Below are 13,161 nucleotides of genomic sequence, written 5' to 3'. Positions count from 1 at the left end.
TTGTTGTTAAAAGGTTTTCAATTTAAGTGTAAACGTTATTTTTGTATTAAACCTAACTGGAATGCAATTTAAACACCCGGAAATTTTATACGCACTTTTTGCTCTTATTATTCCTGTTATTGTTCATTTATTTCAATTACGTAAGTTTAAGAAACAAGCGTTTACCAATGTTGCTTTTCTAAAAAAGGTTAAACTTCAAACTAGAAAAAGTTCTCAATTAAAAAAATGGTTGATTTTATTAAGCCGATTATGCTTGTTAACTGCCATAATTATTGCTTTTGCACAACCATATACGTCTAAGTCTAATGCCTTAAACAAGCCACTGGAAACAGTTATATACCTAGACAATTCCTATAGTATGCAAGCTAAAGGAAAACAAGGTGAATTATTTAAACGTGCTGTACAGGATTTAATTTCTCAAAGTTCTAATTCTAATAATGTGTCTGTTTTTACAAATAATGCCACATTTAAAAACACGACCATAAACGGTGTTAAAAAGGAATTACTTCAATTAGACTACACCAACAATCAACTCAGTTATGAAGCAGCTTACTTAAAAGGTGAAAAGCTATTTAATAATTCTGAAAACAGTATTAAAAACTTCATCTTTATTTCAGACTTTCAGCTGAAAGACGATTTATTTAAACCAAAACCAAATGATAATATTGCGTTTAAAGCGGTACAATTAATTCCAGAATCGACCAATAACTTAATTATAGATTCGCTTTATATTTCTAAAGAAACACCGTCTTTAATTGAATTAACAGCACTTGTAAATAGTAATAATTCTAATGCAGACCTTATTCCTGTATCTCTATTTAATAATAACAAATTAATAGCCAAAACCTCTGTAAACTTAAACGAAGCTAATACTGCTGTTTTCTCTATTAATAAAAGCAATAATTTACAAGGCAAAATTAGTATTGATGATACTAGCCTACAATTTGACAACACGCTTTACTTTAACATTAATACTTCAAAAAAAATTAATGTACTTGCTGTAGCAGAAACAGACAGTAACTTTCTTAAGCGTATTTTTTCTAAAGATGAATTCAACCTTACAATTACTAATTTAGAACGCCTAAACTATAGCGACATAGAATCGCAACATCTTATTATTCTTAATGAAATTGAGAGTCTACCAACACCTTTAATAAATTCGATAAATACCTTTACTCAAAATGGCGGACATGTTATTTTAATTCCAAATAAAACAGGACAATTAGCTACTTATAACAGTCTACTAGCACCTTATGGCACAAAGTTGACTAAGCTATTATCTGCCGAAAAAAGAATTACGACTATAAATTACGATCATCCTACTTTTTTAAATGTATTTAACAATAAAGTAGATAACTTTCAATACCCTAAGGTTAACAGTTTTTATAACGTCACTGGGAATCGTTTTTCTAGTATTCTTAAGTATGAAGACGATAGTCCGTTTTTAGCACAAAATGGTACATTATATCTATTTACATCACCTATAAACCTTCAAAATTCAACATTTCAAAACTCGCCATTAATTGTTCCAACACTTTATAATATAGGTACACAGAGTTTAAAAACACCTCCCTTATATAACAATTTAGATGTTTTAACCACTTTTGATGTTCCTATATCGCTTAATCAAGATGATGTGTTAACATTAGAGTTAAACGATAAAAAATATATTCCGCAACAACAATCGTATGCAAATAAAGTTACACTTACCACAAACAATTACCTAACTTTAGCTGGGGTTTATAATGTTGTACATAATAATAAAACAATACAACAAATTAGTTACAATTCTCTTCGAGAAGAAAGCCAATTAACTTATCAAGATCTAACTGTTTTTGAGGACTTAAAAACGTATAATTCGGTTCCAAAAGTATTAAGCGACATAAAAAGTGAAACCAATATTAACGAGCTATGGAAATGGTTTGTTATTTTTGCCATGGCTTTCGTATTAATAGAAATGCTCTTACTAAAATATCTTAAATGAACGCATTAATTAAATCTGCCACTATAATTGACACTAAAAGTGATTTTCACAATGAAACTGTAGATATTCTTATAGAAAATGGCACTATAAAAAAAATTGGGAAATCGATAAAAAATACTGCGAACTACAAAGAAATAGTATTAAACAATTTACACGTTTCGCAAGGCTGGTTTGATAGTAGTATTTCTTTTGGCGAGCCTGGTTTTGAAGAACGCGAAACTATTAAAAACGGCCTTAAAACAGCAGCTTGCTCAGGGTTTACACATATTGCATTAAATGCAAATACAAACCCTATTATAGACAACGCCTCCAATGTAACATTTCTTAAAGACAAAGCTAACAATAACGCTGTAACCATGTATCCTATTGGTGCTTTAACAAAAGCTAGTAAAGGGAAAGATTTAGCCGAGTTGTTTGATATGAAAAATGCTGGAGCTATTGCCTTTGGTGACTATAAAAGTCCAATTACAAACCCAAATATTTTAAAAATAGCACTACAATATGCACAAGGTTTTAATGGCCTAGTATTGTCATTTCCATTTGAAAAAAACATTGCTGGATTAGGTGTTATGAATGAGAACTTTACAAGTACATCTATTGGTTTAAAAGGGATTCCTAATCTAGCCGAAGATTTACATATTGCTAGAGATTTATTTATTTTGGAATATACCGAAGGTAAACTTCATATACCGACAATATCAACAGAGAAATCTGTTGATTTAATACGTGAAGCCAAAAAGAAAACATTAAACGTGACTTGTAGTGTTGCTATTCATAACTTATTCCTATCAGACGATACGTTGAAAGGTTTCAACACTAACCATAAAGTTATGCCGCCACTAAGAACACAAAAAGATATTGATGCGTTAATAGAAGGTGTTAAAGACGGTACTATAGATATGGTAACATCAGACCACACGCCTATTGATATTGAGCATAAAAAAGTTGAATTTGATCACGCTTTATATGGAACTATAGGTTTAGAGTCGGCATTTGGCGCGCTAAATACATTATTTACTACTAAAAAAACGATAGATGTACTTACAAGAGGTAAGCAACGTTTTAATATTGAAGACTCCAGTATTAATATAGGAAACAAAGCCTGTATAACACTTTTTAATCCTAATGAAAAGTATATTTTTGAACATGATGCTATAGTATCAACATCAAAAAACAGCATTTTCGTTGGCCAAACGTTAAAAGGGCAAGTTTATGGGATTATTTCAAATAATAAAATCGCATTAAAATCGTAATACTGTTATGAACCAATCAACCATCCAAGAAGGAAAAACATTAGCCATAGTAAGTTATTTTACCTTTGTTGGTCTTATTGTTGCTTTTGTTATGAACATGGAAAAGAAAAACCCTTTTACATCTTATCATATGAGGCAAATGTTAGGGTTAATTATTATGCTTATTTGTTCTAATGTTATTGAAAAATATGTTAATAGTTGGTTAGGAACAGCCTGCTGGACTATTACTTTTGTTTGCTGGTTGTTTGGAATATATCATGCCTTTAAAGGAGAAACAAAACCTATTCCTGTTCTTGGAGAAATGTTTCAAGATTGGTTTAGAAATGTTTAATAAAAAAACACCTTAACTTTGAGTTTATTTCATATTACAAGACCTTCAACATTAAAAGAAAAGGCACCATTGCTTATTATGTTTCATGGCTATGGTAGCGATGAAAACGACTTATTTTCCTTTGCTTCAGAACTACCAGACGAATTGTTTATTATTTCGGTAAGAGCACCTTATTCGTTACAACCTTATGGTAACGCTTGGTATGCTATAAATTTTGATGCCGAAAAAGGCAAATGGAGTGACGATGAACAAGCTAAGGAATCGAGAGATTTAATAGCGAGTTTTATTGATGAGGCCTGTAATAAATATCCTGTTAATAAAGATAATGTTACCCTACTTGGGTTTAGTCAAGGTACTATTTTAAGTTATGCTGTTGCTTTAACTTATCCTGAAAAAATAAAACAAGTTATCGCTTTAAGCGGTTACATAAATGCTAATATTATTCCTGAAAATGCTTCAGATAAAAACTATAGTCACTTAGACTTTTATTGTTCACATGGTAGTGTGGACCAAGTTATTCCAGTTGAATGGGCAAGACAATCGCCTAAAATGTTAGACCGTTTACATATTAAACACCAATATTCTGAATTTCCTGTTGGCCACGGTGTTGCCCCAACTAATTTTTACGAGTTTAAAGATTGGTTGAGTGATAAATTACATCTTTAAGATGGTACTTGAATAGGATATAAAAACGACTTTATCAATTCAAATTTAAGTTCTTTTTCTTCGGTAATTTCATAAGAAATAAGTAATTCACCCCAATATTTACCATCAGAAAAATTGGCTATAATCCATTTATGGTTTAATATTCTAATGGCATCAATCATCATTTTGCCATCAGTCATAGGCGCGTAAGGTACAATTGGATGATTATCTCTTTCTGCAAAATTAGTTTCGTAAAGTTGATCTTTTATAAACGGTGCTAAATCACTTATTCTATAGCCTTGATCCTCAAAATACGTCATCGCTGCATCGCTATCTTCTAAAGAAAACTGAGACATGTTAAAAGCTTGTTCTTGTAACTGCTCTATCATCTCTTGGTTTTCTACTAAGTTTTGTTCTAACGTACTTACCTTTTCTTCATAGGTAGAAATCTTACTTTCATATTCTTCTAGTATTTTTTTAGAATTCACATATTGAAATACCACAAACAATAGTGTGAAAATAAACAAGTACATAAAAATTCTTTGCTTCATTATATCTGGATTTTTAAATTATCATAAGCTAACGAGATATGGTCTGGTAAATTTGCCTCTACGTCATCATGAAAACCTAACAAATGACTAATATGTGTTAAATAGGCTTTTTTAGGATTTACCTTTTCTATTAGCTCCATGGCTTCTTCTAAATTAAAATGTGCAGGATGCGGGGTTAATCTTAGGGCATTAACAACTAAAACGTCTACACCATTAAGCTTTTCTAGTTCTTCATTGGCAATAAACTTCATATCGGTTAAATAAGCAAACTTATTAAATCGAAATCCAAGAACATCTATTTTATAATGCGATCCTTTAATAGGGATAACCTCAATATCACCTAAGTTAAAAGGTGCATTTTCTATAGTATTTATGCTAACTCCCGATTTATCTAAATATCCGTTATTACTATCAAAAAGATAATAAAAACGTTGGCTTAATTGCGAAATAACGTGTTCTTGAGCATAAATAGGTATAGAACCTTGACGGTAATAAAATGGGCGTATATCATCAAGTCCAGACGTATGATCGGCATGTTCATGGGTAAAAAGAATACCATCTATTTTATGACATTTAGCTCTTAACATTTGTTGTCTAAAATCTGGGCCACAATCAATAACGTATGTGTAATCGTCCCATTCAATTAACACAGACACGCGAAGTCGTTTATCTTTTGGGTTTTCACTTAAACAAACAGGATGATCGCTACCAATAATAGGAATTCCTTGAGATGTTCCCGTACCTAAAAAAGTTACTTTCAAAGCGTTTGGTTTTAACAACAAAAGTAAGGTTATTTTTTTGTTTCGTATACCTTTTTAATACCTTTGTATTAAAGATTAATCCTGAATTAAACCATGGAGATTACCTTAAAAGGAGATAAAGAATTTGATGATATTCCATCAATAAAATCTAAAGCACTTCGTATAAATTTAAACGAAAACGTTTACGGTACGTTTGCCGAAATTGGTGCTGGACAAGAAACTGTAAGACAATTTTTTAGAGCTGGTGGTGCTTCTGGAACCATAGCAAAAGCCATGTCGGCCTACGATAAAGATTTTAGTGATGCTATTTACGGTATAGAAGACGATAAACGTTATGTTACCGAAGCTAGATTACGTAAAATGTTAAATCATGAGGTTAATCTTATTGAAAAAAGGTTACCACGCGATAAACATCCTAATAAACTATTCTTCTCTTATGCCAACACTGTAGCAACAATAGACTTTGCAAAAAAGTATAAAGGCCATGGTTGGGTAGGTCTTAAATATCAAATAGACCCCGAGCAGGATTATAACGAAATTGTTATTCACATCCGTTTTAAAGAAAACGATGCTAGGTTACAACAAGAAACACTTGGCATTTTAGGCACCAATTTAATTTATGGCGCTTTTTACAAGTATAACGAACCAAGAAAACTACTACGTTATCTTTACGATCATTTAGATAAAGACCAATTAGAGATTGATACCATTAACTTTGCTGGTCCTGTTTTTAAAGATGTAGATAACCGCTTAATGAGTTTACAACTGGTTAAAAACGGTATGACAGATGCCGTTATGTTTGCCCCAGATGGTAACAATGTGCTTCCTGCAGCCGTACTTTATAAAAAGAATATCTTAGCACTAAGAGGTAGTTTTAGACCTGTAACTAAAGTAAATATGGATATGTTTAAGAAATCTTACGACATGTTCATAAAAGAAAATAAAGTAGAAAAAGAACGCACACAAGTTTTATTTGAAATTACCTTATCTAATTTACGTGCCGAAGGAGAAATAGACGAGCAAGATTTTATGGATCGTGCCAAACTACTATGCTCTTTAGGGCAAACCGTTTTAATTTCAAACTTTAAAGAATACTACAAATTAGTTGAATACTTCTCTCAATACACCAAAAACCGTATGGGATTATGTATGGGAGTTAACAATTTAGTCGATATTTTTGATGAAAAATATTACCGCCATTTAAGTGGTGGCATCCTTGAAGCTTTTGGTAAATTATTCTTTAAGGATTTACGTGTGTACTTATATCCTATGCAAAACGAAGATGGTTCGCTTACTAATAGTGAAAACTTAAAAGTACATCCAAGAATGAAAGAATTATATAAATTCTTTAAATATAATGGTAAGGTAGTTGATATTACAGACTACAACCCTAAAAACTTAAGTGTTTTCTCCAGAAAAGTCTTAAAAAAGATTTCCGATGGCGAACAAGACTGGGAAAATATGCTCCCTGAAGGAGTTTCAAAACTCATTAAAGAGAAGAACCTTTTTGGTTTTGAGGCTGAAGAAGTTCTTAGAAAAGAGTAAAAAAAAGCGGCTTAATTGCCGCTTTTTTTTATTCTAAAATTTGGTTTGTGTGCTCTTTGGTTTTTACCTTTTTAATAACATCCTCTATAATACCGTTTTCATCTATTATAAATGTTGTTCTATGAATACCATCGTACTCTTTACCCATAAATTTCTTAGGCCCCCAAACACCATAAGCATTAATTACAGATTTATCTTCATCGGCTAACAAAGGATAAGGAAAATTATATTTATTCTTAAAATTTGTTTGTCTTTTTTGGCTATCGGCACTTACACCTAAAATATCGTATCCATTTTCAGTAAAACGACTATAATTATCACTTAAATTACAAGCTTCGGCAGTACACCCTGGTGTACTAGCCTTAGGATAAAAAAACAACACTAATTTTTTTCCTTTATAATCTGATAATGAAATATTATTACCCTGTTCATCTTTTGCTGTAAAATCTGGAGCTTGATCTCCTGGTTTTAATTCTGTCATAATTCTTAACTTTGGTTTCTGTAAAAATACAACTATGACTAAACAAGAAAAAGTAGATTTTGTTATAAAAACCTTAAAAGACCTCTATCCTACTATCCCTATTCCTTTAGATCATAAAGATCCTTATACCTTACTTATTGCTGTACTAATGTCTGCGCAAAGTACCGATGTTCGTGTTAATCAGATTACGCCTTTGCTTTTTGAGAAAGCCGATAACCCTTATGATATGGTTAAACTTACTGTAGATGATATTAGAGAAATTATTAAACCGGTAGGGTTGTCACCTATGAAAAGTAAAGGTATTCATGGACTTTCTAAAATACTTATTGAAAAGCATGATGGCAAGGTACCTAAAACCTACGAAGAGTTAGAAGAACTCCCCGCTGTTGGGCATAAAACTGCTGCGGTTGTACTATCGCAAGCCTTTGGTATTCCTGCTTTTCCTGTAGATACGCATATTCACAGACTTATGTACCGTTGGGGATTAAGTAATGGTAAAAATGTGGTTCAAACCGAAAAAGATGCTAAGCGGTTATTTCCTAAAGAACTTTGGAACGATTTACATTTACAAATTATTTGGTATGGTCGAGAATATTCGCCTGCCAGAGGTTGGAATTTAGATAACGATATTATCACAAAAACTATTGGACGTAAATCTGTTATTAATGATTATATGAAAACAAAAAAGTCCTGATGACTAATCAGGACTTTCAAAGTTTAGTTTAGAAGCGCTTCAAACTTCATTTTATTACAATTTATAACACTTAAAGCCTTCGAATAATCTAGGAGAAATTTTATGGTTTCATCCTTAGGGTTCAATTTAACTTCTTTTTGAGGATTTTTTTTTGAGTAAAGTTTTGCCATTTAATATTTATTATGGGTTAATTACTTTACTTAACGAAGCTATTAATATTTTATTGTTTAATTAGTTAAAATAATATTATGCTTATCTATAATTTTTCTCATATTAATTAAAGCATAACGCATTCTACCTAATGCTGTATTAATACTAACACCTGTTTTTTCAGATATTTCTTTAAAACTCATATCGTTATACATACGCATAACCAAAACTTGTTTTTGGTCGTTTGGAAGTTCATTTATTAAACGCCTAACATCGCTTTCTACTTGACTTTTTATTATTTTCTTTTCGGCATCTAATGTGTTATCACTTAACACCGAAAAAATATTAAAATCACCAGTATTATTAAACTTTGGCATTCTATTGCTTTTTCTAAAATGATCGATTACCAAATTATGAGCAATGCGCATAACCCAAGGTAAAAACTTACCCTCTTCGTTATACTTTCCTTTTTTAATCGTTTTTATAACTTTTATAAAAGTGTCTTGAAAAATATCATTTGCAATATCATGATTGTATATTTTAGAAAATATAAAACCATAAATACGCTCTTTATGTCTTAGTATTAATTGCTCTAGTGATGATTCATCACCATTTATGTAGTTTTTTATAAGAGTAGCATCTGTGATAAGTTCTTTTTCCATAATCATTACTTTTTCAACACACTTATACTATAAATAGATGTGTTTGTTGGGGTTAAGATTTAAAAAAGTAAAATTATGCTATAGGCTACTGCAGTGATTTTTAGGTTAATATGTCCAAATATAACAACAATAATTTTTAATATGCAAAAAAAAGACGCTATTTTAACATTTATGATACCCGAAATAGACTTCAAATCCTGAAAATCAAATTGTATCTTTGTAAAATTATTTTACAATAAAGTATGGCAACAGATATTTCAAAAGTTAATCCAAAAACAAACATTATTATAAAAGGAGCTAAACTCCACAACTTAAAAAATATAGATGTTGTTATACCAAGAAATAAGCTGGTTGTTATTACAGGGCTTTCTGGTTCGGGAAAGTCTAGTCTAGCTTTCGATACATTATATGCCGAAGGACAACGACGCTATGTTGAAAGCTTATCTAGCTACGCCAGACAATTTTTAGGACGATTAAACAAGCCTAAAGTAGATTACATTAAAGGTATTGCTCCCGCCATTGCTATCGAGCAAAAAGTAAACTCTACCAACCCAAGATCGACCGTTGGAACAACTACCGAGATTTACGATTATCTAAAACTCCTTTACGCTAGAATTGGTAAAACCTACTCACCTATTTCTGGAAACGAAGTGAAAAAAGATACCGTTTCCGATGTGCTTCAATTTATTAAAACTTTTAATGAACGTGAAAAACTACTACTCTTAGCTCCTATTCATTTAGAAGAAGGAAGAGCTATGGCTGATAAGTTAAAAGTCTTACAGCAACAAGGTTATGCTAGAATAAAAACGCAAGGAGAGGTTAAACGTCTTGATAATGTTTCTGCAGAAAATGTTGACGATAATAGTTTTTTAGTGATTGATAGAATTATTACAAAACATGATGAAGATTTTTATAACAGACTAGCAGATGCTATAGAAACCGCTTTTTTTGAAGGTAAAGGAACTTGCATTATAGAATCTTTAGCTGATGGTAATCAACGTCAATTTAGTAACAAGTTTGAATTAGATGGCATAGATTTTTTAGAGCCTAATGTACATTTATTCAGTTTCAATAATCCTTATGGTGCTTGCCCAAAATGCGAAGGTTATGGCGATATTATTGGTATAGATGAAGATTTAGTGATCCCAAACACCGCATTATCCATTTATGAAAATGCCATTTTCCCATGGCGAGGTGAAAGTATGAGCTGGTATAGAGATGAGCTAGTAAACAATTCACATAAATTCGATTTTCCAATTCATAAACCCTATTTCAAATTAACAGAAGACCAGAAACAACTTATTTGGAATGGAAACAAATATTTTGAAGGACTTAACAGCTTTTTTGAAGAACTTGAGGCCAAAGCTTATAAAATTCAAAACCGTGTCATGCTTTCAAGATATCGTGGTAAAACAACCTGTAAAGCATGTAATGGACGTAGACTTCGTAAAGAAGCTAATTATGTAAAAATAAACGGTAAAAGTATTACGGATTTAGTGGAAATGTCATTAGATCAACTTACCAAATTCTTCAAGAAATTAGAGTTAAGTAAACATGATAACGATATTGCTGAGCGCTTATTAACAGAGATAAATAACAGGCTTTCTTATCTAGAAAAAGTTGGTTTAAACTATTTAACATTAAACAGAAAATCCAATACACTATCTGGCGGCGAAAGTCAGCGTATAAATTTAGCAACCTCTTTAGGCAGCAGTTTGGTTGGGTCGATGTATATTCTTGATGAACCTAGTATAGGGCTACACCCAAAAGATACCGAAAACCTAATAGAAGTTTTAAAATCGCTACGCGATTTAGGAAACACTGTAATTGTTGTTGAACATGATAAGGATATCATGCAAGCAGCAGATGAAATTATAGATATTGGTCCAGAAGCAGGAACATTTGGTGGTGAAGTAGTTGCTGTTGGCGATTACAACACTATTTTAAAATCAGACTCATTAACTGCAGGCTATTTAAATGGTTCTTTAACTATAGAGCCTTCTACAAAACCAAGAACATCAAAATATCATATTGATATTTTAGGCGCTCGAGAAAACAATTTAAAAAATATAGATGTTACTTTTCCTTTAAACATGCTTACCGTAATTACTGGAGTTTCAGGAAGTGGAAAAAGTACATTAGTAAAAAAGATTTTGTTTCCTGCTTTACAAAAACAACTTACTGATTTTAGCGATAAACCAGGACAATTTTCAAGTATTGAAGGAAATTTTAGTAACATAAAACACATTGAGTTTGTCGATCAAAACCCCATTGGTCGCTCCTCTCGTTCTAACCCGGTTACTTATATTAAAGCTTACGATGATATTAGAGCGCTTTTTGCTAATCAAAAATTAAGCGCCATAAGAAACTTCAAAGCGAAACATTTTTCATTTAATGTTGATGGTGGGCGATGCGAAACTTGTAAAGGCGAAGGCCAAGTTACCATTGAAATGCAGTTTATGGCCGATGTTCATTTAACGTGTGAAACCTGTGGTGGTAAACGATTCAAAAAAGAAGTGCTTGAAGTTACTTTCATGGATAAATCTATAGACGATGTGTTAAATATGACTATAGATGATGCTATTGCATTTTTTGAATTACACAAGCAAGGTAAAATAACTAACAAACTTCAACCACTTCAAGATGTTGGTTTAGGTTACGTTACCTTAGGACAAAGCTCCTCTACGCTTTCTGGAGGTGAGGCGCAACGTATTAAATTAGCATCTTTCTTAGGCAAAGGAAGCAAAAGCGACAATACTCTTTTTATTTTTGACGAACCAACAACAGGACTTCATTTTCACGACATAAAAAAGCTTTTAAAATCGTTTAATGCACTTATCGATAAAGGACATTCTATCATTGTAATAGAACATAATTTAGAGCTTATTAAATGCGCCGATTACATTATAGATCTTGGGCCAAGTGGCGGTAATAAAGGCGGTGAACTTGTAGCACAAGGTACGCCTCATGATATCGTTTCGAATTCCAAATCCTTAACGGGAGTATACTTAAAACAAGAACTTAGTAATACATAAAAGCAAAAAAACCTAAAAACATAGTAATAGGTATTAATAATGTAAAAAAGAAAAAAACAATAAAACTACTTTTTAGAAAGCTTAAAAACCACCCTTGTTCATAAAAGCGCTTTACAGCAATAAAGAAATAGATAAAGGTAGATAATATAATTAATCCCGTTAGCCAATCAGGAAAATTCCCCCATATAAAATTACATAGTAATAAAACACTAAATACCGTAAATAAATAAGCGAAAAAGTAGAAACTAAATACTAAATGATACGCATAAGTACCTTTTCTGTAATAAAATAATTTTAGTAGCAAGGCAAAAATTGGCAATAAAAAAAACATGGCAATAGGAATCGTATCGTAAAAACGCTTTAAAATAGAGCCGCCACTTTTACTTTTATAAAACTTAAGTGCTTGCTCATAAAATTTTCGCTTCAAGTAACTTGCATCCTTTTCAAGTCCCATTTCCTTATAAATGGTTTTATCTGAAGCGCCTACGTTTATTAAAGAGTCAATCCTTCTTTGATTAAACCCTGAATTAAATATAGACTCCGAGTTATTTTTGGTTTTTATTATAGAATCTAATTCCTGTGTCTCTTGCTCTGTTAATCCTAGAACTTCTTTATTATCTGTATAAGGCTTCATATAGTTTTTTACCTGAACAGAATCTAACGGATTTTGAGATATGGAGTCTACGACTTTTTTCGCATGTTCAAAGTTCTTTTTTATAGATGTATCTATATCTCTTGCTTGTTGATTGGCCACAAAAGAAAACAGAAAGAAAAACACCACCGAAATAAACAAATACATTTGCGCTGGATGTAGATATAATAAACGCTTACCACCAATAAATCGTTTAGCCAAATAACCTGGTTTTAACATTAATGGGATAAAACTTTTAAAAAATCTAGCGTCTACCGAGAAGTAATTACTTATGGTATTGTTAAACAAAATACCAAGAGTGAGTTTATCTTTTGATTTTTGGCCACAATACGGGCAATATGCATAGGATTCATAAAACTGTTGCTCACAATTGGAGCAAGATTTCAAATTGGTTGGCATAATTAAGACACTAAAAAA

At 31.6% G+C, this 13,161-nt stretch carries 12 protein-coding genes; 7 read left to right on the top strand and 5 right to left on the bottom strand.

Annotated elements, in window-relative coordinates; all coding sequences use genetic code 11:
• Window positions 1-61 precede the first annotated feature (61 nt).
• From R3L15_RS05620 to R3L15_RS05605, 4 genes are read left to right on the top strand one after another with little or no spacing between them, the layout of a single operon-like run.
• Complete coding sequence (locus tag R3L15_RS05620; protein ID WP_338733768.1) at window positions 62-1,984, top strand: BatA domain-containing protein; 1,923 nt, start codon at window positions 62-64, stop codon at window positions 1,982-1,984.
• Window positions 1,981-3,237 (top strand): dihydroorotase, encoded by a 1,257-nt coding sequence (locus tag R3L15_RS05615; RefSeq protein ID WP_338733767.1) that lies wholly within the window; start codon window positions 1,981-1,983, stop codon window positions 3,235-3,237. Before R3L15_RS05620 ends, R3L15_RS05615 begins: the two co-directional genes overlap by 4 nt.
• A gap of 7 nt (window positions 3,238-3,244) precedes the next feature.
• On the top strand, window positions 3,245-3,568 hold the full coding sequence (locus R3L15_RS05610) for a hypothetical protein (protein ID WP_338733766.1): 324 nt from the start codon (window positions 3,245-3,247) through the stop codon (window positions 3,566-3,568).
• Window positions 3,569-3,586: 18 nt separating this feature from the next.
• Window positions 3,587-4,234, top strand: coding sequence for an alpha/beta fold hydrolase (locus tag R3L15_RS05605; RefSeq protein ID WP_338733764.1), 648 nt, complete (start codon window positions 3,587-3,589; stop codon window positions 4,232-4,234).
• Here R3L15_RS05605 and R3L15_RS05600 read toward each other — a convergent pair.
• The gene (locus R3L15_RS05600; RefSeq protein ID WP_338733762.1) at window positions 4,231-4,764 is read right to left on the bottom strand and encodes a hydrolase; all 534 of its coding nucleotides are present in this window, start codon (window positions 4,762-4,764) and stop codon (window positions 4,231-4,233) included. The two genes, R3L15_RS05605 and R3L15_RS05600, sit on opposite strands and share 4 nt — an antisense overlap.
• Window positions 4,764-5,525 (bottom strand): MBL fold metallo-hydrolase, encoded by a 762-nt coding sequence (locus tag R3L15_RS05595; RefSeq protein WP_338733761.1) that lies wholly within the window; start codon window positions 5,523-5,525, stop codon window positions 4,764-4,766. Before R3L15_RS05595 ends, R3L15_RS05600 begins: the two co-directional genes overlap by 1 nt.
• 93 nt (window positions 5,526-5,618) lie before the next feature.
• Here R3L15_RS05595 and R3L15_RS05590 point away from each other — a divergent pair, with 93 nt between their 5' ends.
• The gene (locus R3L15_RS05590) at window positions 5,619-7,070 is read left to right on the top strand and encodes a TonB-dependent receptor (RefSeq protein ID WP_338733760.1); all 1,452 of its coding nucleotides are present in this window, start codon (window positions 5,619-5,621) and stop codon (window positions 7,068-7,070) included.
• Window positions 7,071-7,098: 28 nt separating this feature from the next.
• Here R3L15_RS05590 and bcp read toward each other — a convergent pair whose 3' ends face one another.
• Window positions 7,099-7,551 carry a thioredoxin-dependent thiol peroxidase gene (gene bcp / locus R3L15_RS05585; protein ID WP_338733759.1) on the bottom strand — a complete coding sequence of 151 codons (453 nt, stop codon included), beginning with the start codon at window positions 7,549-7,551 and terminating at the stop codon, window positions 7,099-7,101.
• Between the two features lie 34 nt (window positions 7,552-7,585).
• Here bcp and nth point away from each other — a divergent pair, with 34 nt between their 5' ends.
• Window positions 7,586-8,245 carry an endonuclease III gene (gene nth / locus R3L15_RS05580; protein ID WP_338733758.1) on the top strand — a complete coding sequence of 220 codons (660 nt, stop codon included), beginning with the start codon at window positions 7,586-7,588 and terminating at the stop codon, window positions 8,243-8,245.
• Between the two features lie 227 nt (window positions 8,246-8,472).
• Here the strand turns inward: nth and R3L15_RS05575 are convergent, their stop codons facing one another.
• On the bottom strand, window positions 8,473-9,057 hold the full coding sequence (locus R3L15_RS05575; protein ID WP_338733757.1) for a sigma-70 family RNA polymerase sigma factor: 585 nt from the start codon (window positions 9,055-9,057) through the stop codon (window positions 8,473-8,475).
• Window positions 9,058-9,299: 242 nt separating this feature from the next.
• Here R3L15_RS05575 and uvrA point away from each other — a divergent pair, with 242 nt between their 5' ends.
• Window positions 9,300-12,092 carry an excinuclease ABC subunit UvrA gene (uvrA, locus tag R3L15_RS05570; RefSeq protein ID WP_338733755.1) on the top strand — a complete coding sequence of 931 codons (2,793 nt, stop codon included), beginning with the start codon at window positions 9,300-9,302 and terminating at the stop codon, window positions 12,090-12,092.
• On the opposite strand, the gene R3L15_RS05565 is transcribed toward uvrA, so the two are convergent.
• Window positions 12,079-13,143: a DUF3667 domain-containing protein gene (locus tag R3L15_RS05565; RefSeq protein WP_338733754.1), complete on the bottom strand. Its 1,065-nt coding sequence runs from the start codon at window positions 13,141-13,143 to the stop codon at window positions 12,079-12,081. The two genes, uvrA and R3L15_RS05565, sit on opposite strands and share 14 nt — an antisense overlap.
• Between the last annotated feature and the right edge of the window lie 18 nt (window positions 13,144-13,161).

It is taken from the genome of Mangrovimonas cancribranchiae, assembly GCF_037126245.1.
Taxonomy (GTDB): domain Bacteria; phylum Bacteroidota; class Bacteroidia; order Flavobacteriales; family Flavobacteriaceae; genus Mangrovimonas; species Mangrovimonas cancribranchiae.
The sequence above is the reverse complement of the archived record's forward strand: the minus strand, read 5'-3'. Positions and strand labels throughout refer to the sequence as shown.

Coding starts and splice junctions, on each gene's coding strand:
- R3L15_RS05620 (WP_338733768.1), top strand. CDS start 62: ATGCAATTTAAACACCCGGAAATTTTATACGCACTTTTTGCTCTTATT.
- R3L15_RS05615 (WP_338733767.1), top strand. CDS start 1,981: ATGAACGCATTAATTAAATCTGCCACTATAATTGACACTAAAAGTGAT.
- R3L15_RS05610 (WP_338733766.1), top strand. CDS start 3,245: ATGAACCAATCAACCATCCAAGAAGGAAAAACATTAGCCATAGTAAGT.
- R3L15_RS05600 (WP_338733762.1), bottom strand. CDS start 4,764: ATGAAGCAAAGAATTTTTATGTACTTGTTTATTTTCACACTATTGTTT.
- R3L15_RS05590 (WP_338733760.1), top strand. CDS start 5,619: ATGGAGATTACCTTAAAAGGAGATAAAGAATTTGATGATATTCCATCA.
- bcp (WP_338733759.1), bottom strand. CDS start 7,551: ATGACAGAATTAAAACCAGGAGATCAAGCTCCAGATTTTACAGCAAAA.
- nth (WP_338733758.1), top strand. CDS start 7,586: ATGACTAAACAAGAAAAAGTAGATTTTGTTATAAAAACCTTAAAAGAC.
- R3L15_RS05575 (WP_338733757.1), bottom strand. CDS start 9,057: ATGGAAAAAGAACTTATCACAGATGCTACTCTTATAAAAAACTACATA.
- uvrA (WP_338733755.1), top strand. CDS start 9,300: ATGGCAACAGATATTTCAAAAGTTAATCCAAAAACAAACATTATTATA.
- R3L15_RS05565 (WP_338733754.1), bottom strand. CDS start 13,143: ATGCCAACCAATTTGAAATCTTGCTCCAATTGTGAGCAACAGTTTTAT.